This window comes from Streptomyces griseorubiginosus, assembly GCF_017614965.1.
Taxonomy (GTDB): domain Bacteria; phylum Actinomycetota; class Actinomycetes; order Streptomycetales; family Streptomycetaceae; genus Streptomyces; species Streptomyces griseorubiginosus_B.
On the sequence record NZ_WVUG01000062.1, the window covers coordinates 1 to 25,776 of the forward strand.

The following is a 25,776-nucleotide window of genomic DNA, read 5'->3' on the forward strand; positions in this document are numbered from 1 at the left end:
GCTCGCGGCCGTCGAGGTAGTGGAGGTGGGGGTCGTCGGCCGAGCGCTGGGCGACAATGCGGGCCAGTTCGTCGCGGATGACGTGCAGGGTCAGCTTGCCGCCGGCGACCTCGGCCGGGTCGCCCATGGCCTGGAAGCGGACCTGGTCGGCGGCGAGGCTGTTGACGTCCATCGCGGTGGGGCCGGGGGTGTCCTCGTGCATGGGGCACAGGATGGGCGAGACGACCAGCAGCGGTGTGGTGGGGTGGCCTTCGCGGACGGTGTCGAGGAAGCCGTGCACGGCAGGGGTGAAGGCACGCAGCCGCATCAGGTCGGTGTTGACGAGGTTGATGCCGATCTTGACGCTGATCAGGTCGGCGGGCGTGTCGCGCAGGGCGCGGGCGGTGAAGGGATCGAGCAGGGCGCTGCCGCCCAGGCCGAGGTTGACGAGTTCGACGCCGGCGAGGGAGGCGGCGAGCGCGGGCCAGGTGGTGCTGGGAGTGGTGGCGTTGGAGCCGTGGCTGATGGAGCTGCCGTGGTGCAGCCAGACCCTGCGGCCCGAGTACGGGGCGGGCTCCACCGGCGCGTCGGTGCGCAGGGCCATGAGTTCGGTGGTCTCGGTGTGCGGCAGCCAGATCTCGATGTCCTTGTCGCCGTCGGGCAGTTCGGTGAAGCGGAGGGTGCCGGCCGGGCCGGGCTGCAGTTCGGCGGTGCCGGCGGCCATGTCGATGGTGAGGGTGTTGCCGCCGGTGACGGTGCCCCGTGCGTAGGGCGCGCCGTCGATGAACAGCTCGTAGATCCCGTCCTCGGGGCGGTGGGCGAGGCCGGGGTAGACGCGCTTGGTGGGGCGTGCGTCGAGTTCCACGGTCCGGGTGCGGCTGCGGAGGACGAGGCGTACGCCGGAGGGCTGGGACTCCGCCATGAGGAGCTGTCCGTCGGTGCACTGGGCGCGGGCCCAGGCGGGCAGCCGGTGGGGCAGCACGCCGTCCTCGGTGTGCTCGACCTCCAGGGCGCCGCGCAGCAGGGACGCGGTGACGGGGGTGGAGATCAAGGGTGCGGCGGTGCTCGTCATCTGCTCAGACTCCTGTCGGTCGGGTCGGCCAGTTGCGCAGCAGCGCGTCGAGGGCGTCCAGCATGCGGGCCCAGCTCTCCTCGGAGTCGGGGAGACTGTGGCTGAAGCCGCCGGCGAGCTCCAGACTCACGTACCCGTGAAAGACGCTTCCCAGCAGCCGGACCGCGTGTGTCTGCTCGGGTTCGGGCAGGTCGTAGCCGCGCAGGAGGGCGCGGGTCATCTGGGCGTGCCGTACGCCCGCGCTGGCGGCGGCCGTCTCGGGGTCGAGCCGGAGCCGGGCGGCCGCCGAGCGGCCGGGGTGCTCGCGGCCGTAGTCGCGGTAGACGTTGGCGAAGGCGGTCAGGGCGTCCTTGCCGGAGCGTCCGGCCAGGGCGTCGGCGGCCAGGTCGGCCAGTTCCTCCAGGGCGAACAGGGCGATGCGGGTCTTGAGGTCCTGGGAGCTCTTGACGTGGGAGTACAGGCTGGCGACCTTGACCTCGAAGCGTCTGGCCAGGGCGGAGACGGTGACCTGTTCGAAGCCGACCTCGTCGGCGAGTTCGGCCCCCGCGCGGACGAGGCGTTCGGTGGTCAGGCCCACGCGTCCCATGTGCTTCCCTTCGGTCTGCCTGAAGCGATTATGCGTTTGCCTAACAGCTTTAGGCAACTTAGCCTCGCGTTTATGAAACCGCTGACCGAGCAAGAGATCCGTGCCGCCTTCGTCAACTGCAGCAAGGGCGAGGCCAAGCGTCTGTCCGTCCCCCGTGATCTGGCCGAGCAGCCCTGGGAGGACCTGGACTTCCTGGGCTGGCGCGATCCGCAGGCACCCGACCGCGCCTACCTGGTCGCCGAGTTGGAGGGGCAGGTGCGTGCCGTCGTCCTGCGCGGCTCGAGTGCCGGGTCCTGGCAGACGCGGCGCAGCATGTGCTCGATCTGCCTGACCACCCACTCCGGCGGGGTCTCGCTGATGGTCGCCCCGCGCGCGGGCAAGGCCGGGCAGCAGGGCAACTCGGTGGGCGCCTACATATGCAGTGACCTGGCCTGTTCGCTGTATGTGCGGGGCAAGAAGGAGGCGGGCCCCGGCGCCCGGCTGCACGAGACGATCACGCTGGAGGAGAAGGTGCGGCGCACCGTCGCCAACGTCGCCGCGTTCGTGGCCAAGGTGCGGCAGGCATAAGCTCTGCGAATGGCGAAGTACTTCGACGTGCACCCCGACAACCCCCAGCCGCGCACCATCGCCCAGATCGCGGACAGCATCCGGTCGGACGCGCTGATCGCGTACCCGACCGACTCCTGCTACGCGCTGGGCTGCCGGCTCGGCAGCCGTGACGGCATCGACCGGATCCGCACCATCCGCCACCTCAACGACCGCCACCACTTCACCCTGGTCTGCCAGGACTTCGCGCAGCTGGGCCAGTTCGTGCGCGTCGACAACGACGTCTTCCGCGCGATCAAGGCGTCCACACCCGGCAGCTACACGTTCATCCTGCCGGCGACGCGCGAGGTGCCGCGGATGCTGCAGCACCCGAAGAAGAAGACGGTCGGCGTCCGCATCCCCGACCACGTCGTCACCCACGCGCTCCTCGCCGAGCTGGGCGAGCCGCTGCTGTCGAGCACCCTGCTGCTGCCCGACGAGGAGGAGCCGATGACGCAGGGCTGGGAGATCAAGGACCGCCTGGACCATGTGCTGGACGCGGTCGTCGACTCCGGCGACTGCGGCACCGAGCCCACGACGGTCATCGACTTCTCCGACGGCGAGGCGCAGATCGTGCGGCGGGGAGCCGGGGACGTCTCGCGCTTCGAGTGAACTCCAGCATCACCCGAGGCAGGGGGCCCTTTCGGCCCGGCGAGTGGCCCGTGCAACGATGACCGCACCCGGCCCGTCGGGCCGTGCATCCGGTCGCCGCCGAGCGCGCAGAGAGGCAGCCCCCATGACCTCCGTACAGGGAACAGCCGTTGACATCACCACCGAGGACGGCGTCGCCGACGCCTATGTGGCGCACGCCGCCGACGGCAGCGCCCGGCCCGGTGTCCTGATGTACATGGACGCCTTCGGGCTCCGCCCCCATCTGAAGTCGATGGCCGACCGGCTCGCCGAGGCCGGTTACACGGTCCTGGTGCCCAACGTCTTCTACCGGGCCGGACGTTCGCCGGTCTTCGACCTGCCCGAGTTCATCGATCCGTCCGCGCGGCCGCAGCTGTTCGACCAGATCATGCCGGTCATGCAGGCCCTCACCCCCGAGCGCGCCAAGAGTGACGCGGGCGCCTACCTCCAGTGGCTGGCGGACTCCCCGCTGGTGGCGGACGGCCCGGTCGCGGTGACCGGTTACTGCATGGGCGCCCGACTGCTCCTGTACACGGCCGGCGCCTACCCGGACCGGGTCGCCGCCGCGGCCGGTTTCCACGGCGGCCGGCTGGCGACGGACACCCCCGACAGCCCGCACCTGGAGGCCGAGCACGTCACGGCGGAGCTGTACTTCGGCCACGCCGACGAGGATCCCTCCATGCCGCCCGAGCAGCAGCAGCTCCTGGAGGAGACCCTGACGGGGGCGGGTGTACGGCACCGCTGCGAGGTCTATGCGGGCGCGCCCCACGGCTACACCCAGGCGGACACGGCGGCTTACCACAAGGAGGGCGACGAGCGGCACTGGGCGGCGCTGCTCGACCTGCTCGACCGCACCTTCTGACCACCATCCACCAACGACGGGCGGTGCCCGCGGAGTTCGTTCCGCGGGCACCGCCCGTCGTCTTCCGTTCAACTTATTGACATGCACGCGCCTCGGTGGCACGTTGAGAGCGCTCTCAACGTGGTCCGGACCAATCCCCTCAGGTCATCCCCCCACAACAGATGAACCCCCACGGAGGTGGAGCGTGCCCAGAAGGCTCACTCACCGGCTGCTGGCCCCGGCCGCGGCGGCCGCCCTGCTCGCGGCGGTCCTCGCCGTCCACTCACCGTCGTCCGCCGACGCGGCCGTGCCCGCCACGATCCCCCTGAAGCTGACCAACAACTCCGGCCGGAGCGACGCGGTCTACGTCTACACGATCGGCACCCTGCTCTCGACCGGACAGCAGGGCTGGGCGGACGCGAACGGCACCTTCCACGCATGGCCGGCCGGCGGCAACCCGCCCACCCCCGCACCGGACGCGTCCATCCCCGGACCTGCCGCGGGCCAGTCCACGACCATCCGGATCCCCAAGTTCTCCGGGCGGATCTACTTCTCCTACGGCCAGAAACTGGTGTTCAAGCTGACCACCGGCGGCCTGGTGCAGCCCGCGGTGCAGAACCCCACCGACCCCAACCACGACATCCTCTTCAACTGGTCCGAGTACACCCTCAACGACTCCGGCCTGTGGCTGAACAGCACGCAGGTCGACATGTTCTCGGCCCCCTACGCGGTCGGCGTGCAGCGCTCCGACGGGACCACGGTGAGCACCGGGCACCTCAAGTCGGGTGGCTACAACGGGGTCCTGAACGATCTGCGCGGCCGGTCCGGCGGCTGGGCCGGACTGATCCAGACCCGGTCCGACGGCACGGTGCTGCGGGCGCTGGCGCCGGGGCACGGACTGGAGTCCGGTGCGCTGCCGGCGTCCGTGATGGACGACTACATCAACCGCGTGTGGCAGAAGTACGCGTCGACGACCCTGACCGTCACGCCGTTCGCCGACCAGCCGAACACCAAGTACTTCGGCCGGGTCTCGGGCAACGTCATGAACTTCACCAACGGTTCGGGCGCGGTCGTCACCAGCTTCCAGAAGCCGGACGCGGACAGCGTCTTCGGCTGCCACAAGCTGCTCGACGCCCCCAACGACCAGGTGCGCGGCCCCATTTCACGCACCCTGTGCGCGGGCTTCAACCGCTCCACCCTGCTGGTCAACCCCAACCAGCCGGACAGCTCCGCGGCGAACTTCTACCAGGACGCGGTGACCAACCAGTACGCCCGCGCGATCCACGCGCAGATGGCCGACGGCAAGGCCTACGCGTTCGCCTTCGACGACGTCGGCAACCACGAGTCGCTCGTCCAGGACGGCAACCCGCAGCAGGCTTATCTGACCCTCGATCCTTTCAACTGACGCCGAACGGGCCTCACCCCGAGCGGGGTGAGGCCCCTGGCGGTGCGAGGGCTCAGCCGGTCGTCAGGGCGGTGTCGTCGACGACGAAGCTGGTCTGCAGCGAGGAGTCCTCGACCCCGCTGAACTTCAGGGTGACGGTCGAGCCCGCGAGGGATGACAGGTCGAAGGACTTCTGGGTGTAGCCGGAGGCGGCGTTGAGGTTCGAATACGTCGCCAGGGTGGTCGACCCGGCGGTGACCGTCAGCTTGTCGTACGCGGTGCTGCTGGAGGTCTCCGAGGTGTCGATGTGCAGATAGAAGGTGAGCGTCGCCTTGCAGCCGCTCGGGATGGTCACCGACTGCGAGAGCGTGTCGGTGTGGGTGGAGCCGTACCCGTCGAGCCAGGCGTAGTACGAGCCGCCGTGGGCGCTCTCGCTGCTGGAGTTGGTGATCACTCCGCTGGAGGCGGTCCAGGTGGTGTTGCCCGACTCGAAGCCCTGGTTGCCCAGGAGCTGGGCCGAGGTGCAACTGCCGCCGCCACCGCTGGAGCTGACCGTCCAGGTGAAGGAGGCGGTGCCGGTGGCCCCGGTGGGGTCGGTCACCGTGACGGTGGTGCTGTACGTGCCGGCCGTCGTGGGGGTGCCGGAGATGACGCCGGTGGAGCTGTTGATCGACAGACCGGTCGGCAGTCCGCTCGCGGCGTAGCTCAGGGAGCCGCTGTTGGTGCTGGTGGCGGAGATCTGCAGGCTCACCGCGGTGCCGACGGTCGAGGACTGGCTGCCCGGGTTGGTGACCGTGACGCCGCTGGTCGGTACCGTGATGTGGCTGCCGACGTTGATGCCCGCGAAGGCGTTGCCGACACCGGCGTACTGGGTGGAGCCGGTGCCGTACAACGCGGCGGCGGCGCTGAGGGCGGCGGTGCGGGCTCCGGCGTAGTCGGTACTGGACGTCATGTACGTCGTCAGCGCCTTGTACCAGATCTGCAGGGCCGCGGCGCGGCCGATGCCGGCGACGGCGACGCCGTCGGAGGTGGGGCTGTTGTACGTGACGCCGTTGATGGTCTTGCTGCCGCTGCCCTCGGACAGCAGGTAGAACATGTGGTTCGCCGGGCCCGAGGAGTAGTGGACGTCGAGGTTTCCGACGCCCGAGTACCAACTGTCGGCCGACGAGCCGTCCTTGCTGGGCTTGTCCATGTAACGCAGCGGTGTGCCGTCGCCGTTGATGTCGATCTTCTCGCCGATGAGGTAGTCACCGAGGTCGGAGGAGTTGTTGGCGTAGAACTCCACACCCGTGCCGAAGATGTCGGAGGTCGCCTCGTTCAACCCTCCCGACTCACCGCTGTAGTCCAGACCCGCGGTGTTCGACGTGACGCCGTGGCTCATCTCGTGACCGGCGACGTCGAGCGAGGTCAGGGCGTGGGTGCCGCCGGAGCCGTCGCCGTAGGTCATGCAGAAGCAGTCGTCGTCCCAGAAGGCGTTGACGTAGTTGCTGCTGTAGTGGACACGGGAGTAGGCGGCGACGCCGTCGTTCTTGATGCCGCTGCGGCCGAAGGTGTTCTTGTAGAAGTCCCAGGTCTCCTGGGCGCCGTAGGCGGCGTCGGTGCCCGCGGTCTGGGTGTTGGAGCCGGATCCGGTGCCCCAGACGTCGTCGGAGTCGGTCATCAGGGTGCCGGTGCCCGAGGTTCCGTTGCTGAGGTTGTACGTCTTGTGACCGCCGCGGGTGGTGTCGTACAGCTGGTACGTCGACCCGGACAGCGTCGTGTTGAGCGTGACGGTGCCGCTGTACTGGGTGTTGCCGGTGCCCGTCTCGACCGCCTGGAAGCGGTGGAGTTCCTTGCCGGTCGTGGCGTCGGTGACGACGTGCAGCTTGCTGGGCGTTCCGTCGTCCTGGAAGCCGCCGATGACGGTCTCCCACGCGAGCCTCGGGGTGCCGGTGCCCGCCCAGATGACCTTGCGCGCGCTGTCGGGCTTGGCCTGCTCGGCGTCGAGGGCCTTGGCGCCGGCGAGGGCCTTCGCCTCGGCGGCCGACTTGGTGACGGCGGCCGTGGTGGTGGCGACCTTGATGGTGTGCTTGTTGTTGAACGTCGTACTCACCGTGCCGGCCGCGAGAGAGGCGGGCGGGGTGTGCACGACGAGGTCGCCGCCGAGGACCGGCAGACCGGCGTAGGTGCGCTCGTAACGGGTGTGCAGCGTACCGTCGTTGTCCTTGACGACGTCCTTGACGACCAGCTTCTCCTTGGCGCCGAGGCCGAGGGTGCGGGCGATCGCCGTGGTGTTCTGCTGCGCGGCTTTGATCAGGGCGGTGTGCTGCGCCGGGCTCAGCTTCGCCTCGACGCCCCCGGTGCGCAGGGGGCTGGGGCGGGCGGATGCCGGCTCGGCGTTCGCGGGGACCGACTGCATGCCGACGGCGAGGAAGGCGGCGGTGGAGAGCAGGGCTCCTGCCGCGGTCCGCTTGCGGGGGATGCGTCTCACTCGTTCTCCTACTGCTGCGGCCGCGTGGGGCGACCGGTGAGAGACCGGGCAGCCGGGTCTGCTGTCCGGGACGAGCCGAGCTGTGCGGGACCGGGCACGCGCGGCGGCGACGTGCGGCTACCGTGCGGTAGTTGAGAGGGAGAATGACAGAGTTGTCGGAGACATGTCAGCACGTAAGGAGCGCGTCAAGGGTTATCCCTCGGTGTGGGGCGGACGCAAGGCGCCCACCCCCGGCAGAACTGTGCTTCACCTGTACTTTCGCTGTGCAACGCCCTACCGCTACCGCACGAAGGTGATCGGGTACGGCGACGGACCGCCGTCCAGCAGATGGTCGTCACGGCCCTTGAGGAACCGGTCGAAGAACGAGGCCACCAGCGCCCGGTTGGCCGCCACCGCTCGGTGTGCGTCGACCGTCCCGACCGCCGCGTCCAGCGTCGCCGCCGGGACCCTGCCCGCCAACTGCGGCAGCAGCGCCTCGGCGTCCGTGAACGAGGCGTGCACGGAGTCGTCCAGCGTCACGTCGGCCTTCCAGCCGCGCTGGTGCGCCCAGAACGACGCCCACGACGGCTCGCGGCGCACATCGCTCCCGTCGTCCGCCGAGCTGTTGCCCATCAGCAGAAACGGCCGGTCCAGTCCGTGCAGGGCGACCTCGCTGAGGTTGGTTCCGTCGGGCTTGGAGGTGTACTCCAGCGTGCCGTCCAGATCGACGCCGGCGTTGATCCGCCGATCGCCGTACATCGTGTTCGCCGCCGTGAACCCGCCGGCGGAGTGCCCGAACATGCCGATCCGGTTCAGGTCCATGCCGTCGCTGAGCCGCTTCGGCAGACTCGTCAGCCGGTCCAGCACCAGTTCGGTGTCGGCGATGCGCGTGTCCATCAGCTTCGTGAAGAACGCCAGGGTCGTGCCGTTGCGGAACGCCTGGTCCCAGGCCGCCGTCATCGGCCCGTTGCCCACCACATGGCCGTCCGGGAACTGCACCGCCGGGGCCTCCCCCGTGTGATCGACGCTGACCACCACATAGCCGCGCGAGGCGAGGTCCTCGGCCAGGGACACGTTCCAGCCCCTCGGGTCACCGGCGCCGGGCGAATACAGGACGACCGGGAAACGGCCCGGTGCCATGGCGGCGTCCGCGACCGAGTGCGTCCTCGTGGCGGCCCAGTCCACCAGACCGGCCGGCAGCATGTCGCCCTCCTCGACCGCCGCACCGGTCGCCGCGGCCACGGCCGGCGGGAACTGCTTCGTGAAGGGCCGCCCGCCCGTGTGCACCGCCGGGTAGAACACGCTGATCATCAGCTCCCGGTAGGGCCGGCCGGCCACCCACGGGTCCGCGCGCTTGCCGTCGACGAGCCGGAAGGACGACACTCCGGTGGCATGACGGCCGCGCGGCGCCGGCAGCGTGAGCGTCACCCCCTTCGCAGGCTTCGACGACCCCGCCGACGCCGGCGCGGCGTGCGAGGCGGACACGGCCGAAGCGGGGACGACGGCCGTCCCGGCAAGACCGGGGACGACGAGGCCGACCAGACAAGCGGCGACGAGACGAGAGCTGCGCATGGAGGTTCCTTCGGATGCGGCGCTGCGGTGCTCGGACACCTCGACCTTCGCAACACGCCCCTCCATGAACCATCGTGCTGCCAGGCCTTTCCCCCCTCGGGAAATCCCCACCGCGGCAGGGCGGTTGACCGCCCGATGACCTCGGTCTCCTGTGGTTACCGAGGAACCACAGGAGAGTAGTATCTGTTCGTTCGGGAAAGTGCTGCTCAGTCACTGGGAGATCCGATGGGAACCAAGCAGGTCGGTGGCTCGGTCGACGCGGCGGATCTGCGGCGGGCGGACTCGTTGGCGCGGGAGATCTTCTCCGACGTGGCCAACAAGTGGGCGTTCCTGATCATCGAGGCGCTCGGCGAGGGCACCCTCCGCTTCACCGAACTGCGCAACGAGATCGAGGGCGTCAGCCACAAGATGCTCACCCAGAACCTGCGGATGCTGGAGCGCAACGGCCTGGTGGAGCGGACGGTGCACCCCACCGTCCCGCCCCGGGTCGAGTACACCCTGACCGACGCCGGCCAGGGATTGCGGGCGACGGTCGACAGCATGTGCGACTGGACTCACCGGTACTTCGGCCACATCGAGGCGGCTCGCAGCCGTTTCGACGCCTGACGCAGGGGGCGGCGGCCCTAGGCTCTGCCCCGGCACCGGCACAACCCGAGGAGCGCAGCCGTGTTCGACGTCGTAGCGGAGTACCCGTATCCCGAGAGCCGACGACCGGACGCGGCTCCCCAGCCGCACGAGCTGCTGCAACCCGTGCTCGGTCTGCTCGGGGTGTGGCGCGGGCGCGGCGAGGGCGAGTATCCGACGCTCGATGCCGACTTCTCGTACGCGCAGGAGGTCACCTTCAGCCACGACGGTCGGCCCTTCCTGCGGTACGAGGCCCGGGCGTGGCTGATCGACGCCGATGGTGCGCCCGTGCGACCGGCGGCGCGCGAGAGCGGGTGGTGGCGGCTGCAGCCGGAGGGCCGGGTGGAGGCGCTGATCACCCAGCCGGCCGGGATCGCCGAGATCGCGGTGGGCCGGGCGGCCGACGGTGTGGTCGACCTCGCCACCGACAGCGTGGCCGTGACTCCCACGGCCAAACAGGTCGACGCCACCCGCCGCCGCTACACCCTCACCGACGAGGACACCCTCGCGTTCGTCCACGACCTGGCGGCGGTCGGTCAGCCGTTGCGGCATCACCTGTCGGCGACGTTGCGCCGCGAGCGGTAGGTCGGGGCGGCCTTTCAGTTCCCGGATACGGCCCGGTTCAGTTCTCGGATGCTGCCCGGTCACGGTCGGGCTGGTCGGCCGTGAGGCTTCCCAGGAGGGCGAGGGCCTGTTCCGAGGTGCTGCCGGGGGCGGCCTGGTAGACGACCAGTTGCTGGCCGGGGGCGCTGTTGACGGTCAACGACTCGTAGTCCAGGGTCAGTTCACCCACGAGGGGATGCTGGAAGCGTTTGGTCTCGTGGGTCTTCTGGCGGATGTCGTGGCGGGCCCACAGGCGCCGGAACTCGGGGCGCTTCAGGGAGAGTTCGCCGACCGTGCGGATCAGGCGGGGGTCGTCGTGGCCCGTGCCCGCCGACGAGCGCAGTCCGCCGACGGTGTTGACGGCGACCCGCTCCCACTCCGGATAGAACGTGCGCGCGTCCGGATCCAGGAAGACCAGCCGCACCAGATCCTCGCTGTGGGTGTGGCCGGCGAAGAGGGCCTTGCCGAGGGTGTTGTGGGCGACAACCGTCAGGCAGTGGTCCAGGACCACGGCCGGGGTGCGGTGCCAGTCGTGCATCATCCGCAGCAGGACCGGGCTGACCCGCTCGGCCCGTGCGCGTGACGTGGACCGTTTCGGAGCCGGGCGTGCCAGGCGGTGCAGATGGTCTGCGGCTTCCACGTCCAGGCGCAGGGCCTGGGCCAGGGCGTCGACCACCTGGGCGGAGGGGTGCCGTTCGCGGCCCTGCTCCAGCCGTACGTAGTAGTCCGAGCTGACACCGGCCAGCAGCGCGACCTCTTCCCGGCGCAGCCCCGCGACCCGGCGCCGGCCCGTGACCGGCAGGCCACTGTCCTCGGGGCTCACCAGGGCGCGCCGGGCACGCAGGTAATCGCCGAGCGGGTTCGCGCTGTCCATGGCCACAACCCTAGGCACGTGCACCCCGGGAGGGGACACCGGATGGTGGCCGTAGTACTCCTACGATCGGCGCTCGGCGGAGAGCGGCGGTCTGGTTCGGCGATCCGGCCGGCACCAGGCTCAGCGGCATGACTTCTTCATCTCCCCACGGGGACACCGCAGTTGCGACCTACGACACCCACCGCCTTGCCCCGCCTCTGACCGGTCGGGTCGCCGTCGTCACTGGCGCCTCCAGCGGCATCGGCGCCGCCACCGCCCGCCGGCTGGCGGCCGGGGGTGCCGATGTCGCCCTGCTGGGCCGCCGCGAGGACCGGCTCGAGGAACTGGCCGAGGAACTCAGGGCGACGGCGTCCGGCACCGTCCTCCCGTTCGCCGTCGACCTCACCGATGCCGAGGCGCTCGACGGCGTCGCCGAGGCCGTCGGCTCGGGTCTGGGCCGGGTGGATCTCGTCGTGGCCAACGCCGGGGCGATGCTCGGCGCTCCCTTCGAGGCGGCCCGGACCGATGAATGGGACCGCATGCTCGACGTCAACCTGCGCGGTGTGCTGCACACCGCGCGGGTCTTCCCCGGGGGTCTGCTCGGCGCCGCGGCCGAGGGGCGTCCCGCGGATCTGGTCCATGTCGGCTCGGTGGCGGCCCACTCTCTCTACCCCAACTGGTCGGTGTACTGCGCCACCAAGGCCGCGATCGCCCACCTCACCCGCAATCTGCGCGCCGAACTGGGCCCCCGCGGAGTTCGCGTGCGCAACGTCGAACCAGGTGTGACGGTCACGGAACTCGGCGCGGACATGCGGGACGACGACATGCGGACGACGCTGGACCGGATGCGCAGCGATCTGCGTCCGCTGGCCGCCGAGGACGTGGCCGAGGCGATCGCCTTCTCCGCCGCCGCGCCGGCGCACGTCAACATCGCCGAAATCGTGGTGGTGCCCGTGCAGCAGGGCTGACCCCGAACGGTCGATCATGGCGAGAACTCGCCCATGGATGACCGGAGTCGATCGTCGATAATTGAGAATTATTCAATTACCGGCGGTAAGCCCTTGATTCCGTGTGGTGCTTGCCCGTAGACCTTGCTCCACAACCGCCGCGGCTCTGGGGGGAGTTGGCGTATGCAAGGCACGATCGACGGGTTCCGCTATGGCGCGGTGACCCCGGTGGCGGCCTATCTGATGGCCTGCCTGGGAGGGGCGCTCGGACTGCGGTGCATCGTCCGCTCCCTGCTCAACCAGCAGTCCTGGAAGCCGGGTTGGCTGGCGCTGGGCGCGGCGTCCATCGGCTGCGGGATCTGGACGATGCACTTCATCGCGATGCTCGGCTTCCAGGTCGCACAGACCGGGATCCGCTACGACGCGGGTCTGACACTGCTGAGTCTGGCCGTGGCGATCGTCGTGGTCGGCATCGGCGTGTTCATCGTCGGCTACCTGGGGGCCGGCCGCGTGACGTTGGGCGTCGCGGGTGTGATCACCGGCCTGGGCGTCGCCGCGATGCACTACCTCGGCATGGCCGCCATGCAGGTCAACGGGGACATCGTGTACGACACCGCCACCGTCGGCCTGTCGGTGCTGATCGCGATCGTCGCCGCCACCGCCGCACTGTGGGCGGCGGTCTCCGTCCGCGGTTTCCTGGCGAGCCTCGGCGCCAGCCTGGTGATGGGCGTGGCCGTGTCCGGCATGCACTACACGGCGATGGCCGCGGTCAGCGTCCATCTGCACGGCTCCGGCACCTTCGCGGGCGACTCGCCCACGTCCCTGCTGCTGCCCATGCTGCTGGGACCGGCGGTCTTCCTGCTGCTGGCCGGTGTGGTCGTCATGTTCGACCCGCTGCTGGTGCTGGGCGACGGCGAGTGGAACAGGTCGCCGTCACCGCCGCAGGCGGCCTCGCCCGCGCCACAGCCCGACGGCACGTTCCTCGGCGGTCCCGCCGTGACCGCGCGGGCCCGGCAGGAGACGTACGGCACCGCACCCGCCGCACCGCAGTGGGCCCCGCCGCGCGCCGACGAGTGGTGACCTCCGAAGGGTGCACGGCCCGGTCACTCGTCCGGCGACGCGCTCACCCCGGCCGCCCCACCCGAGCTGCCCCTTTCGGGTTCTCGGCACGGCGCGGACGCAGACGGCCGTGGTTGGGCACCGTCCACAGCGGGTGACCCCGTACTCCCCAGTCCCGCAGCAGGGCGTTGGCGGCGAGGAAGCCGCTGGTGGTCCGCGTCCCGCAGCACGGTCACGCTGCCTCCTGGTGCGGGTCGTCGATACGTCGGGGGATGCGGGCATGCCGAGTCCGTCGCGGCACAGGGCGGGTCAGCGGGGGAAAGGGCGTCTGGGCAGCCCGGGCACTTCCAGGGCCGCCCGGAGCATGGGCAGGACGGGGGTGCGCAGGCCGATGGGGAGGTCTTGAGGGAGCCGGCGTGCCCATCAGGCCTGCGGGTGTTGATGCGCGCGCCCTGCGGGAGGTCTTCGATGCTCTCGACCGTGGCTTCCAGCCGTCGCACCTGCGCGCTGCGGGCGAGGTCGCGTTCGACGAGCCGCTCGAAGTCGTCCGAGCGGATCATCTTGTACGACAGGGGTGTGATGTCGTGCTCGACGGGATCGCCGGAGGGGTGGTGGACGCGGAGGCGGTGCCACGCCCTGGTGACGGCCGCGTCGAAGCGTCCGCGGCCCGCCTCCCAGAAGCACCAGGTACGCCGGGGCGGACGCAGTGGCCCGGGCGGGGCGTCCAGCAGCACGACCGACAGGCGGCCGGACCTCGGCGGAGGGCAGGAGAGGCGGTGAGCGAGGGACAGACCCGCGGCCCCGGCCCCGATGACGGCGACGTCCGCCTCCGGCACGATCGGTCACTCCCCCTGGGGTGCTGCCATGTCTGCTGCCATGTCTTCCGCGGTGTCTTGAGGAACCATGCCCGGTGCAGTACCCCTTCGGGTGCGGATCGCCACCCGGCCGTTGTCCGTTCGGCGCAGTCGCATCGGTCGCGCAGCGTTGTCACGCCGCGCAGTCGACGCGTTCGTCCGTGCCGAGTCGGCGCGCGAGGCGGTGCAGCCCTCGGCGGGCGTGGCTCTTGACGGTGCCCAGCGGCCATCCGGTGAGCTCGGCGATCTGGGTCTGCGTCAGGTCGTCGTAGAAGGCGAGGTTGAGCACCCGTCGCTGCGGGGCGGGCAGGCGTGCGAGTTCGTCGGCGAGCACGACCCGGTCGATGGCCCCCTCCGGGCTCACGGCCTCGTCGGGCGCGACCAGAAGCAGCCTGGCGCCCGCGGCGGCGACCAGTTCGGTGCGCCGGGTCCTGGCCGAGAGCGCGTCGGCGATCTTCCTGCGGGTGATGCCCATGAGCCAGCCGGGCAGCGTGCCCCGTCCGGGCGCGAACCCGGAGCGCCCGCGCCAGGCGGCGAAGAAGACCAGTTGGGTGACGTCCTCCGCCTCCTTCGCGTCCCCCAGCGAGCGCCTGGCGAGGGCGTACACCAAAGGGCCCCAGCGGCGGTGCGCGGCTTCCAGGCAGGCCTCGTCACCAGCCAGGAACCCGTCGGCGAGGTCTGCCTCTTCGATGTCCGGGCCGGCGAGCGGCTCGGGCGCGGGCAGGCGGGGAGCGGGGGCCTCGCCGATGTCCGCGCTGGTTTGCTGGGCGGTCGTCATGGCTCTCCTCCGCTGGACCTTCTGGTCGCCGTGAGCTACGGCGGCCCTTCCACGGTGCAGAGGTGATGCAAGACGGACAACTCGCATCGTCTTTGCATCGAAATGGTGCCGGCGAACGGCCGGGCAAGCCCCCTGCCGGTGTTCCGAGCCCCACCGCATCCGATCGGGCCGCTCCCGCCGAACCGGTGACTACGACGCGCACTCCGATCGCGAGGATCTCGATGAGGGGAACCGGAATGAGCCCCACCGTGACGCAGGACCACCGTGCGAGCGGGCGTCCACGCGAGCATCCGAGCTGCGAGGAGGGCTTTCCCGCGCCCGCGCAGCGCACAGCCGGCGCAGCGGCCCCCGGGCTGGGCGATCGAGGCGAGGGCCCGCGCCCTCGCCCTACGGCCCCGACCCGCACGCCGTCGACGCCGACGTGACCGGCGCGGTGCGCACGGTGCTCGGCGACCTGCTCGGCCGCCGCCTGGCGGCGGCCGAGGCCGTCGATCCGCTGTTCGGCGTTCCCGCTGGAGGCACTGAACGCCACGCTCACCGAACGCGGGGTCCCCACGCTCATGCTGGGCGGTGCCGTGCCCCCGGACGCCCTGATGGCCGTGCTGCGGGGCGTGGGTCCGGCGGCGGTGGCCCTGTGGTCGCAGTCGGCCGCCACGGCCGGTACGCCGTAGGTCCAGCACCTGGTGGAGACCCGCTGGGGCGTTCGTGGTGCCCGGATGCAGAGCCGGGTGCTGTTGTGCGGTCCGGGCTGGAAACGGACCCGGATTCCTGGTCCGCCGCGCCCGCGTGGCCTGCACGAGGCGCTGCGCGTGCTGGGGGCGCTGGATCTTTCAACTCCCGCCTGAGCAACGGGATTGGCCTGTTGTTACGGTGCACCGGTGTCTGAATCCTCACGCGATACCGCCGCGGGTGCCGGCTGGGGCGTCGCGGAACCCGGCGAGTACAAGCGGCTGATGCCGTCCAAGGTCCAGAGGCTCTCCTGGCTGAACCCCAGGACACTGTGGGCCGCCCGCAACGGTGTGGTGGCCTCGTGGTTCGGGGACCCGACGGGGCACACCCGCAGCAGGTGGGTGGCCCAGCGGGAGGCGGCGGGGGCACCCGCCGACAAGGTGATCCGGCGTGCGGACCCGGAGCGGTTCTCCTTCATGCTGATGGGCGACACCGGTGAGGGCGACGACTCCCAGTACGCCGTGGTGCCGGGCTTCCTGAAGATCGGTCGCGGGACGGACTTCGCCGTCATCGCCAGTGACGTCATCTATCCGGTCGGCAGCGCCGACGACTACGGCACCAAGTTCTTCCGTCCCTACCAGGACTACCCGGCGCCGATCTACGCGGTGCCGGGCAACCACGACTGGTACGAGGACCTGGGTGCCTTCATGCGGGTGTTCTGCGGCGACGCCCCGGCCCTGCCCCGTGAGGCGGCGCCGCGGCCCTTCACGCGGGCCTGGATGCGTTCGCTGCTGTGGCACCGGCCGCGCTCCGGAGACGGCCGGCACCTGGACGAGGAACGGCGGTTGAGGTCCGCACCCGAGCAGCAGGCGGTGCAGCCGGGACCGTACTGGGCGATCGACGCCGGACCGCTGCGCATCATAGGCATCGACACGGGTCTGCTGGGCACCATCGACGCCGAGCAGGGCGCCTGGCTGCGTGAGGTCTCCCAAGGACCCCGCCCGAAGATCCTGGTCACCGGCTCGCCCCTGTACGTGGACGGCGAGCACCACCCGTGCACCATCGAGGGCGGTGGCGGCACCGTCGACGACATCGTCCGCGACCCGGCGCACCACTACGTGGCGGCGATAGGCGGCGACATCCACAACTACCAGCGCTATCCGGTCCAGGTGGAGGGCCGCACCATCCAGTACGTCGTCTCGGGCGGCGGCGGCGCGTTCATGCACGCCACGCACACCATCCCGCGCGTCGACATCGCGAACGTCACGGAGAAGGACTTCCGCTGCTATCCGCTGCGCGGTGACTCCCTCGCCTTCTACAGCCGCCTGTACGGCCGCCGGCTGCGGCTGCGCCGCTTCTTCACGCTCACCGAGGCCGAGGCGATGGCGGTGATCGCCGAGCGGCTGGGGATCCAGCCGACCCGTACGCCGGGCGGACCGGTGCGGGTGACCCGGCGCGTGCGTCTGGTGGCGAGCCTGCTCGGCGCGGGCGGCCGCCCGGACCGTACCTCGCGCTTCCGCCTGCCGGTGCGCAAGATCTACACACAGCTGTTCTCTCCGAGCTCGGCGACCTACAGTCCGCCCTTCTTCAAGAGCTTCCTGCGCCTGGACGTGAGTCCGGAGGCGGTGCGGGTGCGGTGCTTCGCCGCCACCGGCAACCGTGCGCAGGAGATCGAACCGCCGGTCGAGGACGAGTTCGTCATCGCGCTGACCTGACCGGATCTTGACCCTGGGGGCGGGAACACTTCTCGCGACGTCCCCGTTGGCACTTCCGTACTACTTGATTCATCAAGCAACCACGGAGGAACCCGTGCCGCCGACCTCTCGCCCCCTGCGCAAGCTGGGATTTCTGACCATCGGCCTGTTCGACGAGGCCGATCCGCGGCGGGGCCACGAGTCCACGCTGGAGATCATCGAACTGGGCGAGCGGCTCGGCTTCGACAGCGCGTGGCTGCGCCACCGGCATCTGCAGTACGGCATCTCCTCCCCCGTCGCCGTGATGGCGGCGGCCTCGCAGCGCACCCGCCGCATCGAACTGGGCACGGCGGTCATCCCGCTCGGCTGGGAGAACCCGCTGCGGCTGGCGGAGGACCTGGCGACGGTGGACATCCTGTCCGGGGGCCGCGTCAACCCGGGTGTCAGTGTCGGTCCGCCGATGCACTTCGAGCAGGTCAAGGAGGCGTTGTACCCGGACACCGCGGAGGCGGAGGACTTCTCCTACGAGCGGGTGCGGCGGCTGCTCGCCTTCGTGCGCGGCGAGAGCGCGACCGACTTCAGCGGCGTCGAAGGTTTCGAGGTGTTCTCCGATCGAGTGCAGCCGCAGTCCCCCGGTCTGGGCCGGCGTATGTGGTACGGCGGCGGCAGCCTCAGTTCGGCGCGCTGGGCCGGCGAGCACGGCATGAACTTCCTGACCAGCAGCGTCGTCAAGGCGGAGGACGCACAGGGGCCGTACGACTTCGCCGAGATCCAGCTCTCCCACATCCGCGCCTTCCGCGACCGGCACCCGGACGGGGAAGGCGCCCGCGTCTCCCAGGGCCTGGTCGTCATCCCCACCGACTCCGCGACGCCGGAGCAGCGCAAGCGGTACGAGGAGTACGCGGCCAAGCGCACCCCTCGGACGACGTCACCGCAGGGCCCCGCGCGGCTGCTGTTCGCACCCGACCTCGTCGGCACCTCGGACGAGATCGCCGAGCGGCTGGCCGGACACGCGGCGTTCCGCGAGGTGGACGAGGTGGCGTTCGCGCTGCCGTTCACCTTCGAGCACGAGGACTACGTGCAGATCCTGACCGACATGGCCACGAAGCTGGGCCCTGCGCTCGGCTGGCAGCCGTCGGTGTGAGCTCACCAGCGCCCGGGTGCCGTGCCGGTGATCGGCCGGGACGGCGTGCCGTCCACGCCGACGGGGACGTCGCCGGTGAGCATCACGCGGTGCATGATGCGCGGGAAGTCGAGGTGGGCGTTGTCGCTGGGGGCGAGGTGGATGGTGGCCCGGTTGTCCCAGAAGGCGACGCTGCCCGGCTCCCAGCGGAAGCGCACGGTGTATTCGGGCCGCACCGCCTGTTCCAGCAGCATCTCCAGCAGGGCCCGGCTCTCGGGGCGGGAGACGCCGGTGATCTGTTCCAGGTAGTAGCCGTTGACGAACAGCACCCGCTCCCCCGTCTCGGGGTGCACGCGCACCAGCGGGTGCTCGGAGGCGACCTGGTGGTCCAGCAGATGGCGCAGATAGCTGTCGTCTCCGGGGCGGGGCTGGTAGCCGACGCCGAGACGGTGCTCGGCCCGCAGCCGGTCGGCGAAGTCCCGTACGGGCGCTGAGAGTCCGGCGTAGGCGGCGGCCAGGTTGGACCAGGTGGTGTCGCCGCCGTAGGGCGGTACGGTCTCGGCGCGCAGGATCGTCGCCGCCGGCGGGTCGACGCGGGCGCCGTGGTCGCAGTGCCAGCCGCGCAGCAGGGTGTGCCGGCGGCGCTGCAGCCACTCCTCGTGCTCCATGCCGAACTTCCCGCCCAGCTCCAGCCGGTCGGCGGTGGTCTCCACCTCTGGGACGTCGGGCGGTGAGGCGCTGCCCCGCTTGCCCAGCACGACGGGCCGGCCGAACCGGCGCGCGAAGGCCACGTGGGCGGCGTGGTCGAGCCGTTGACCGCGGAAGAACACGACCTTCCAGCGCAGCACCGCCGCCCGGATCGCGCCGACGACGGCGTCGTCGAGGTCACTCGCCAGGTCGACACCCGTGATCTCGGCTCCGATGTGCCCGGCGACCGGTTTCACCTCGATCCCGGCCGCCCGTGCAGCCGTTGCCATCGCGTCCCACTCCGCCGTCATGCGCTCTCCGTCGCTCGTCCGTGGCGGCTCGGTGCGAGCCGCCACGGAGATCGTGACAGCGTTTCCGGCGCCAGGCGACAGGCAGGTCGAAACTTTCGAAGTGAAAGACGAATGATGCGAGAAGGATTGACGCTTCCTGTGGGCCTCCTATCATCCAAGACGTCCGAGAAGACGGTCGACGTTCGACATGTCGAATCTCGGATGTCATGTCCTGCTCAAATGCGTGCCCCCACACCACCGCAGAGGAGCGTCATGAAACCTCTCCACCCCTTACGAGGGCGTCGGCTGTCCGCCGTCGGCCTGATGGCCGCCACCGCACTGCTGGCCGCCGGAACAGCGGCTGCGGCGCCCGACGCCGCCGTCAAGGCCTCCACCCTCGGGGCCCAAGCAGCCCAGTCCGGGCGGTACTTCGGCACCGCCGTGGCCGGCGGGAAGCTCGGTGACTCGACGTACTCCACGATTCTCGACCGGGAATTCAACATGATCACCCCGGAGAACGAGATGAAGTGGGACACCACCGAGCGCTCCCGCGGCAACTTCAACTTCGGCCCCGCCGACCAGATCGTGGGCCACGCCACCGCGCACGGCCAGCGCATGCGCGGCCACACCCTCGTCTGGCACTCCCAACTGCCCGGCTGGGTCAGCTCCATCACCGACGCCAACACCCTGCGCAGCGTGATGAACAACCACATCACCACCGAGATGAACCACTTCAAGGGCAAGATCTACGCCTGGGACGTGGTCAACGAGGCGTTCGCCGACGGTGGCAGCGGTCAGCACCGCAGCTCCGTGTTCCAGAACGTCCTCGGCAACGGCTTCATCGAGGAGGCCTTCCGCACCGCACGGACCGCCGACCCCTCCGCCAAGCTCTGCTACAACGACTACAACATCGAGAACTGGACCGACGCCAAGACCCAGGGCGTCTACGCCATGGTCCGCGACTTCAAGTCCCGCGGCGTGCCCATCGACTGCGTGGGCTTCCAGTCCCACTTCGGCACCGGCGGCCCGCCCGCGAGCTTCCAGACCACCCTGTCCAACTTCGCCGCGCTCGGCGTCGACGTACAGATCACCGAACTCGACATCGCGCAGGCACCGGCCACGGCCTACGCGAACACCGTCAAGGCGTGCATGAACGTTGCGCGTTGCACGGGCATCACCGTGTGGGGCATCCGGGACAGCGACTCCTGGCGCACCGGCCAGAACCCGCTGCTGTTCGACAACGGCGGCAACAAGAAGGCGGCGTACAACGCGACGCTGACCGCGCTCGGCGGCACACCCACGACCACCGCCCGAGCCACCGCCGCCGCCCTCCCGTCGAGCTTCAGCTGGAGTTCGAGCGGCCCGCTGATCGCGCCCAAGCCCGACTCGACACACAACATCGCGGGGATCAAGGACCCGTCGGTCGTGTACTACAACGGCAAGTACCACGTCTTCGCGAGCGTCGCCGGCTCCTCCGGCTACAGCCTGGTGTACCTCAGCTTCAGCGACTGGTCGCAGGCCGGCTCGGCCACGCACCACTACCTGGACCGCAGCGCGATCGGCAGCGGCTACCGGGCCGCCCCGCAGATCTTCTACTTCGCACCGCAGAAACTCTGGTACCTCGTCTACCAGACCGGCAACGCCTCGTACTCCACCAACGCCGACATCAGCAACCCCGACGGCTGGAGCGCGCCGCGCAACTTCTACGCCTCGATGCCGGACATCATCCGGCAGAACATCGGCGGCGGCTACTGGGTCGACATGTGGGTGATCTGCGACGGCACCACCTGCTACCTGTTCTCCTCGGACGACAACGGACACCTGTACCGCTCGCAGACAAGCCTGTCCCAGTTCCCGAACGGCTTCACCAACACCGTCATCGCGGCCCAGGAATCCAACAAGTACGCCCTGTTCGAGGCGAGCAACGTCTACAAGGTGCAGGGCAGCAACCAGTACCTGCTCATCGTCGAGGCCATCGGCTCCGACGGGCGGCGCTACTTCCGCTCCTGGACCTCCGGCAGCATCGCGGGCTCGTGGACCCCGCTGGCCGCCACCGAGAGCAATCCCCTCGCCCGCGCCACCAACGTCACCTTCCCGGCGGGCGCCTGGACGAAGGACATCAGCCACGGCGAGATGATCCGCGCCGGCTACGACCAGACGCTGACGATCCCCTCCTGCAGGCTCCAGTACCTCTACCAGGGCCTCAACCCCAACGCGAGCGGTGACTACAACAGCCTGCCCTGGCGCCTGGGCCTGCTCACCCAGACGAACTCCGCCTGCTGACCGCCGACCGCCCTCATCACTCACCCGCACGACCAGAGGAGCTTCCCGTGATCGTCCGACAGTCGTTACGTCCCTCCCGGCGCGCCCTCCTCGCCACCGGAGCGGCCGTCGCCCTCGGCGCCGGCATCCTCACCGGCACCGCCCCGTCCTCCCACGCCGCGGGGTCGCTGCCCTGCGACCTGTACGCCTCCGGCGGCACACCCTGCGTGGCCGCCCACAGCACGACCCGCGCCCTGTACTCCTCCTACAACGGCCCGCTGTACCAGGTGCGCCGCGCCTCCGACAACGCCACCCGCGACATCGGCGTCCTCAGCGCGGGAGGCGTCGCCAACGCGGCCGCCCAGGACTCCTTCTGCGCCGGCACGTCCTGCGTCATCACCGTCATCTACGACCAGTCCGGCCGGGGCAACCGCCTCACCCAGGCGCCCGGCGGCGGTGCCGCCGGCGGTCCGGACAACCTGGCCAACGCCACCGCCGCCCCCACCACGGTCGCCGGCCACAAGGCCTACGGCGTCTACGTCGCCCCCGGCACCGGCTACCGCAACAACACAACCAATGGCACAGCCAAGGGCGACCAGCCGGAAGGCATGTACGCCGTCCTCGACGGCACCCACTACAACGGCGGCTGCTGTTTCGACTACGGCAACGCCGAGACCAACAACCGCGACAACGGCAACGGCACCATGGAGGCCATCTACTTCGGCAACATCAAGGTCTGGGGCTACGGCAGCGGCAACGGCCCCTGGATCATGGCCGACCTCGAGAACGGCCTGTTCTCCGGCGTCAACCAGCACTACAACGCGAACGACCCCTCCATCAGCCACCGCTATCTGACCGCCGTCATCAAGGGCGGGCCCAACAAATGGGCCATCCGCGGCGGCAACGCCCAGTCCGGCGCCCTGTCCACCTTCTACAACGGGGTCCGCCCCAACGTCGCCGGCTACAACCCGATGAAGAAGGAGGGAGCCATCATCCTCGGCATCGGCGGCGACAACAGCAAGGGCGCCCAAGGCACCTTCTACGAAGGCGTCATGACCTCCGGCTATCCCTCGGACGCCACCGAGAACGCCGTACAGGCCAACATCACCACGGCCGGCTACGGCAGGTGACAGCGCCGGGCGGCCCGGGCCGACGCACACCGGCCCGGGCCGTCCCTCGCCCGTCCGCGACCACCGCGTTTGATCAGACCTCACCTCATCCGCGAGGCTGGAGGTCCGGCGCAGTCGAGGAAAGGTCCCCCCGTGGTCAGCATCCCGACGTACACGCTCAACGACGGCACGACGATCCCCGCCATCGGCCTGGGCACCTGGCCGATGAGCGACACGGAGGCGGAACGCGCCGTGGCCGGGGCTCTGGAGACGGGCTACCGCCTGGTCGACACGGCGACCAACTACCGCAACGAGTCGGGAGTCGGCCTCGGCATCGCCCGCAGCGGCATCCCGCGCGAGGAGGTCGTCGTCACGACGAAGCTGCCGGGCCGCCACCACGGCCACGAGGAGACGCTCGCCTCCTTCGAGGAGTCCCGCAGGCGGCTGGGCCTGGAGTACGTGGACCTGTACCTGATCCACTGGCCGCTCCCCCGCGTCGACAAGTACGTCGACTCCTGGCGCGCAATGATCAAACTCCGCGAGGACGGACTCGTGCGCTCCATCGGCGTCTCCAACTTCACCGCCGAACACATCGAACGGCTGGAGAAGGAGACCGGTGTGCTGCCCTCGGTGAACCAGATCGAGCTGCACCCGCTCTTCCCGCAGGAACAGCTGCGCGCCTTCCACAGTGCCAAGGACATCGTCACCGAGAGCTGGAGCCCGCTCGGCCGGGGCAGCAGCCTCCTCGAGGACCCGGCCCTCCTCGCCATCGCCGGGGCCTACGGCGTGACACCCGGGCAGGTCGTGCTGCGCTGGCACACCCAGCTCGGCGCGCTGCCCATCCCGAAGTCCTCCGACCCCCAGCGGCAACGACAGAACCTCGACATCTTCGGCTTCGAACTCGACGCCGACCAGCTGGCGGCCGTCTCCGACCGCGCCCACCGGCGCCTGGGCGGCGACCCGGCGGTGCACGAGGAGTTCTGAGCCACCGCGCGGGTACTCGGGCGGCCGCGAGGATCAGGGCGCGTGGAAGGAGCCCCAGGTGGGTGAGCGGGACCGGCTGCGGGAATACCACGACAAGCGCGACTTCCAGCGGACCAGGGAGCCACGGGGGCCGTCGGCCGCCTCGGGGGACGAGCCGCGGTTCGTCGTGCAGATCCACGACGCCAGCACCCTGCACTTCGACTTCCGGCTGCAGGTCGGCGACGTACTGAAGTCATGGTCCATCCCCAAGGGCCCCTCCGACGACCCGCACGACAAGCGGCTCGCCGTGCCCACCGAGGACCATCCCCTGGAGTACGAGGACTTCGAGGGCGTGATCCCGCGGGGCGAGTACGGCGGGGGCACGGTGATCGTGTGGGACCACGGCACCTACGAACCGCTCAGCCACGACCGCAAGGGGCGGACCGTCGACTTCGAGGAGTCCCTGGAGGGCGGACATGCCCGCTTCCGCCTCAAGGGCTCCAAACTGCACGGCGAGTACGCCCTCACCCGGTTCCGCGGCGGCAAGGACGGCGACCGGGAAGAGGCCTGGCTGCTGGTGAGGACCGGCAGTGCGAAGGCCTCCGGGCACGGCACGCCGGATCCGCGCCGGGCCCGCTCGGTCAGCAGCGGCCGTACGCTCGCCCAGGTCGCCGCCGACGACGGCGACCGGGAGTAGCGGGCTGTATCAGGTCTCCGCTCGTCTCTGCCTCGGGCCGGCGGGGGCGCGCAGTTCGCGGTGAACCGCCCAGGCCACCGACACCATCGGCACCGCGACGACCGCGCCGATCACCCCCGCCAGGATGCTGCCGGCGATCACCGAGACCGCCACCACGACCGGATGCAGCCGCACCGCCCAGCTCATCACCAGCGGATGCAGTACATGGCCCTCGATCTGGCCGACGATGACGATCAGCGCGAGGACCACGATCGCGATGACGGGCCCGCGCGACGCCAGTGCGACCACCGTGGCCACGCCCAGCGCGATGGGCGATCCCACCAGGGGGATGAACGCCGCGAAGAACTCCAGCAACGTCAGCGGCAGGGCCAACGGCACCCGCAGCACGAACAGGGCGATGCCGACCAGCACCGCGTTGGTGGCCGCCACGATCACGATGCCCCGCGTGTAGCCGGCGAAGGTCCGCCACGCCGCGCGACCCGCACGGTTCCAGGGGTCCCGGGCCTGCTGCGGCAGCAACTCCTGGAACCAGTGCCAGAACCGGTCGCCGGAATGGATGAAGAACAAGGAGCAGAACAGCGCCAGCACCCCCGCGGTCAGCACCTCCACGAGCCGCCCGGCACCGCTCACCGCGCTGGTGATCAACGTGGAGCGGTGCTCGGACACGAAGGTGTTGACCTTGCCCTGAAGATCTGACGTCACCGAGCGACTCACATGGAACGGAGCTCCCTGCAGCCACCGCTCGATGCGGCCGATGCCCCCGCTGAACTCCCGCCCGAGCTGGTCCCACTCGCTCGCCACCAGCTCACCGACCAGCGCCAGCAGGCCCAGGAACAGCACCAGGCTTCCCACGACGCTCACCACCACCGCGAGCGACCTCGGCAGCCATCGTGCCAGCAGATCGGCGAGGGGACGCAGTACGGAGGTCACGACCAGGGCGAGGAACAACGCGACCGCGACCAGCTGCAGGCGCCCCAGAATCACGAAGCCCGCGTACACGGCCGCCCCGAGCACCAGCAGCCGCCAGGCATAGGCGGCACTGACCTTCAGCCCGTGATGCACGTCCACGCCGCTCCCGGCCCCCGGCGCGGATGCCGACGCCCTGCGCGCCCGGGCCACCGTCCCGTATCCGCGGGCCGGCCGGCTGCCCAGCACGACGTACCGCATCCGACGCGGGCCGCGGCTGCCGCCCGGTCCGGTACCGGGAGGTCGGCGCGACCGACGCGGGGCGTCGCTCACCTGCACGTCACCGCCTCACATCGCCGCAGGTCGTCGAATTTACGCAGCTACGTGTTCCCAAAGCGGCAATCTTCTAAATCGAGGGTGCACGCACGGACCAGTCGCACGGAATCGGGCCCACCGGTCCACTTCCCCGCCGGATTGATCCGTTCCGGCCCCAACCCCCCTCCCGGGGCTCTATGTTCACGGCGGTACTCGATCTTCCCCCCATGTCCAGAGAGGCCCCT

General features: G+C 70.3%; 21 protein-coding genes and 2 pseudogenes. 14 read left to right on the forward strand and 9 right to left on the reverse strand.

The features are described from left to right. Nucleotides 1-1,051 (reverse strand): SGNH/GDSL hydrolase family protein (locus GRC12_RS14785; RefSeq protein ID WP_208779703.1); only part of this gene is annotated, 1,051 nt, incomplete at its 3' end. A 4-nt stretch (nucleotides 1,052-1,055) separates the two neighbouring features. Then, nucleotides 1,056-1,637 carry a TetR/AcrR family transcriptional regulator gene (locus GRC12_RS14790; protein WP_208779704.1) on the reverse strand — a complete coding sequence of 194 codons (582 nt, stop codon included), beginning with the start codon at nucleotides 1,635-1,637 and terminating at the stop codon, nucleotides 1,056-1,058. A 72-nt stretch (nucleotides 1,638-1,709) separates the two neighbouring features. Here GRC12_RS14790 and GRC12_RS14795 point away from each other — a divergent pair, with 72 nt between their 5' ends. The 4 genes from GRC12_RS14795 (at nucleotide 1,710) to GRC12_RS14810 (ending at nucleotide 5,098) form a co-directional block, all read left to right on the forward strand. Continuing rightward, complete coding sequence (locus tag GRC12_RS14795; RefSeq protein ID WP_208779705.1) at nucleotides 1,710-2,204, forward strand: FBP domain-containing protein; 495 nt, start codon at nucleotides 1,710-1,712, stop codon at nucleotides 2,202-2,204. A gap of 9 nt (nucleotides 2,205-2,213) precedes the next feature. Further along, nucleotides 2,214-2,834 carry an L-threonylcarbamoyladenylate synthase gene (locus GRC12_RS14800; protein ID WP_208779706.1) on the forward strand — a complete coding sequence of 207 codons (621 nt, stop codon included), beginning with the start codon at nucleotides 2,214-2,216 and terminating at the stop codon, nucleotides 2,832-2,834. A 124-nt stretch (nucleotides 2,835-2,958) separates the two neighbouring features. Then, on the forward strand, nucleotides 2,959-3,714 hold the full coding sequence (locus tag GRC12_RS14805; RefSeq protein WP_208779707.1) for a dienelactone hydrolase family protein: 756 nt from the start codon (nucleotides 2,959-2,961) through the stop codon (nucleotides 3,712-3,714). 184 nt (nucleotides 3,715-3,898) lie between these two features. Further along, the gene (locus GRC12_RS14810; RefSeq protein ID WP_208779708.1) at nucleotides 3,899-5,098 is read left to right on the forward strand and encodes a glycoside hydrolase family 64 protein; all 1,200 of its coding nucleotides are present in this window, start codon (nucleotides 3,899-3,901) and stop codon (nucleotides 5,096-5,098) included. A gap of 52 nt (nucleotides 5,099-5,150) precedes the next feature. On the opposite strand, the gene GRC12_RS14815 is transcribed toward GRC12_RS14810, so the two are convergent. Beyond that, the gene (locus GRC12_RS14815; RefSeq protein WP_208779709.1) at nucleotides 5,151-7,547 is read right to left on the reverse strand and encodes a M4 family metallopeptidase; all 2,397 of its coding nucleotides are present in this window, start codon (nucleotides 7,545-7,547) and stop codon (nucleotides 5,151-5,153) included. Between the two features lie 279 nt (nucleotides 7,548-7,826). Continuing rightward, complete coding sequence (locus tag GRC12_RS14820; protein WP_208779710.1) at nucleotides 7,827-9,098, reverse strand: alpha/beta hydrolase family protein; 1,272 nt, start codon at nucleotides 9,096-9,098, stop codon at nucleotides 7,827-7,829. Nucleotides 9,099-9,323: 225 nt separating this feature from the next. Here GRC12_RS14820 and GRC12_RS14825 point away from each other — a divergent pair, with 225 nt between their 5' ends. Both GRC12_RS14825 and GRC12_RS14830 read left to right on the forward strand, forming a co-directional pair. Beyond that, complete coding sequence (locus GRC12_RS14825; protein WP_133042580.1) at nucleotides 9,324-9,704, forward strand: winged helix-turn-helix transcriptional regulator; 381 nt, start codon at nucleotides 9,324-9,326, stop codon at nucleotides 9,702-9,704. 60 nt (nucleotides 9,705-9,764) lie between these two features. Then, nucleotides 9,765-10,307, forward strand: a complete 543-nt coding sequence (locus tag GRC12_RS14830; protein ID WP_208779711.1) for an FABP family protein — start codon at nucleotides 9,765-9,767, stop codon at nucleotides 10,305-10,307. Between the two features lie 37 nt (nucleotides 10,308-10,344). Here GRC12_RS14830 and GRC12_RS14835 read toward each other — a convergent pair whose 3' ends face one another. After that, on the reverse strand, nucleotides 10,345-11,199 hold the full coding sequence (locus GRC12_RS14835; protein WP_208779712.1) for a helix-turn-helix domain-containing protein: 855 nt from the start codon (nucleotides 11,197-11,199) through the stop codon (nucleotides 10,345-10,347). Nucleotides 11,200-11,327: 128 nt separating this feature from the next. On the opposite strand from GRC12_RS14835, the gene GRC12_RS14840 reads away from it, so the two are divergent. Both GRC12_RS14840 and GRC12_RS14845 read left to right on the forward strand, forming a co-directional pair. Further along, nucleotides 11,328-12,146 (forward strand): SDR family oxidoreductase, encoded by an 819-nt coding sequence (locus tag GRC12_RS14840; protein WP_208779713.1) that lies wholly within the window; start codon nucleotides 11,328-11,330, stop codon nucleotides 12,144-12,146. A gap of 162 nt (nucleotides 12,147-12,308) precedes the next feature. Next, a complete protein-coding gene (locus GRC12_RS14845) occupies nucleotides 12,309-13,205 on the forward strand; it encodes an MHYT domain-containing protein (RefSeq protein WP_208779714.1) in 897 nt (298 codons plus the stop codon). A gap of 437 nt (nucleotides 13,206-13,642) precedes the next feature. Here GRC12_RS14845 and GRC12_RS14850 read toward each other — a convergent pair. Together GRC12_RS14850 and GRC12_RS14855 are read right to left on the reverse strand one after the other, a co-directional pair. Further along, nucleotides 13,643-14,020: pseudogene (locus GRC12_RS14850) on the reverse strand (lycopene cyclase family protein); the annotation flags it as partial. A 151-nt stretch (nucleotides 14,021-14,171) separates the two neighbouring features. After that, entirely contained in the window at nucleotides 14,172-14,816 is a 645-nt protein-coding gene (locus GRC12_RS14855; protein ID WP_208779715.1) for an RNA polymerase sigma factor, read from the reverse strand. An 878-nt stretch (nucleotides 14,817-15,694) separates the two neighbouring features. Here GRC12_RS14855 and GRC12_RS14860 point away from each other — a divergent pair. Beyond that, the gene (locus GRC12_RS14860) at nucleotides 15,695-17,200 is read left to right on the forward strand and encodes a metallophosphoesterase family protein (RefSeq protein WP_208779716.1); all 1,506 of its coding nucleotides are present in this window, start codon (nucleotides 15,695-15,697) and stop codon (nucleotides 17,198-17,200) included. A gap of 94 nt (nucleotides 17,201-17,294) precedes the next feature. Continuing rightward, on the forward strand, nucleotides 17,295-18,323 hold the full coding sequence (locus GRC12_RS14865; protein WP_208779717.1) for an LLM class flavin-dependent oxidoreductase: 1,029 nt from the start codon (nucleotides 17,295-17,297) through the stop codon (nucleotides 18,321-18,323). Nucleotides 18,324-18,325: 2 nt separating this feature from the next. Here GRC12_RS14865 and GRC12_RS14870 read toward each other — a convergent pair whose 3' ends face one another. Then, entirely contained in the window at nucleotides 18,326-19,300 is a 975-nt protein-coding gene (locus tag GRC12_RS14870; protein ID WP_208779718.1) for a TauD/TfdA dioxygenase family protein, read from the reverse strand. A 252-nt stretch (nucleotides 19,301-19,552) separates the two neighbouring features. Between GRC12_RS14870 and GRC12_RS14875 the strand changes: the two genes are divergently transcribed. The 4 genes and pseudogenes from GRC12_RS14875 to GRC12_RS14890 all read left to right on the forward strand — a co-directional run bounded on the left by GRC12_RS14875 (nucleotide 19,553) and on the right by GRC12_RS14890 (nucleotide 24,310). Next, on the forward strand, nucleotides 19,553-21,562 hold the full coding sequence (locus GRC12_RS14875; RefSeq protein WP_208779719.1) for a non-reducing end alpha-L-arabinofuranosidase family hydrolase: 2,010 nt from the start codon (nucleotides 19,553-19,555) through the stop codon (nucleotides 21,560-21,562). Nucleotides 21,563-21,609: 47 nt separating this feature from the next. After that, nucleotides 21,610-22,662: pseudogene (locus tag GRC12_RS14880) on the forward strand (arabinofuranosidase catalytic domain-containing protein); the annotation flags it as partial. 141 nt (nucleotides 22,663-22,803) lie between these two features. Beyond that, entirely contained in the window at nucleotides 22,804-23,634 is an 831-nt protein-coding gene (locus GRC12_RS14885) for an aldo/keto reductase (protein ID WP_208779720.1), read from the forward strand. Between the two features lie 58 nt (nucleotides 23,635-23,692). Continuing rightward, the gene (locus GRC12_RS14890; RefSeq protein ID WP_208779721.1) at nucleotides 23,693-24,310 is read left to right on the forward strand and encodes a DNA polymerase ligase N-terminal domain-containing protein; all 618 of its coding nucleotides are present in this window, start codon (nucleotides 23,693-23,695) and stop codon (nucleotides 24,308-24,310) included. 9 nt (nucleotides 24,311-24,319) lie between these two features. Here GRC12_RS14890 and GRC12_RS14895 read toward each other — a convergent pair whose 3' ends face one another. Next, nucleotides 24,320-25,555 (reverse strand): AI-2E family transporter, encoded by a 1,236-nt coding sequence (locus tag GRC12_RS14895; RefSeq protein ID WP_439959887.1) that lies wholly within the window; start codon nucleotides 25,553-25,555, stop codon nucleotides 24,320-24,322. Nucleotides 25,556-25,776: the final 221 nt, after the last annotated feature.

What these genes read in the sequence shown, in the direction of transcription:
- GRC12_RS14800 (WP_208779706.1), top strand. Translation starts at nt 2,214, where the DNA reads ATGGCGAAGTACTTCGACGTGCACCCCGACAACCCCCAGCCGCGCACC.
- GRC12_RS14825 (WP_133042580.1), top strand. Translation starts at nt 9,324, where the DNA reads ATGGGAACCAAGCAGGTCGGTGGCTCGGTCGACGCGGCGGATCTGCGG.
- GRC12_RS14845 (WP_208779714.1), top strand. Translation starts at nt 12,309, where the DNA reads ATGCAAGGCACGATCGACGGGTTCCGCTATGGCGCGGTGACCCCGGTG.
- GRC12_RS14790 (WP_208779704.1), bottom strand. Translation starts at nt 1,637, where the DNA reads ATGGGACGCGTGGGCCTGACCACCGAACGCCTCGTCCGCGCGGGGGCC.
- GRC12_RS14805 (WP_208779707.1), top strand. Translation starts at nt 2,959, where the DNA reads ATGACCTCCGTACAGGGAACAGCCGTTGACATCACCACCGAGGACGGC.
- GRC12_RS14855 (WP_208779715.1), bottom strand. Translation starts at nt 14,816, where the DNA reads ATGACGACCGCCCAGCAAACCAGCGCGGACATCGGCGAGGCCCCCGCT.
- GRC12_RS14875 (WP_208779719.1), top strand. Translation starts at nt 19,553, where the DNA reads ATGAAACCTCTCCACCCCTTACGAGGGCGTCGGCTGTCCGCCGTCGGC.
- GRC12_RS14870 (WP_208779718.1), bottom strand. Translation starts at nt 19,300, where the DNA reads ATGACGGCGGAGTGGGACGCGATGGCAACGGCTGCACGGGCGGCCGGG.
- GRC12_RS14840 (WP_208779713.1), top strand. Translation starts at nt 11,328, where the DNA reads ATGACTTCTTCATCTCCCCACGGGGACACCGCAGTTGCGACCTACGAC.
- GRC12_RS14820 (WP_208779710.1), bottom strand. Translation starts at nt 9,098, where the DNA reads ATGCGCAGCTCTCGTCTCGTCGCCGCTTGTCTGGTCGGCCTCGTCGTC.
- GRC12_RS14835 (WP_208779712.1), bottom strand. Translation starts at nt 11,199, where the DNA reads ATGGACAGCGCGAACCCGCTCGGCGATTACCTGCGTGCCCGGCGCGCC.
- GRC12_RS14795 (WP_208779705.1), top strand. Translation starts at nt 1,710, where the DNA reads ATGAAACCGCTGACCGAGCAAGAGATCCGTGCCGCCTTCGTCAACTGC.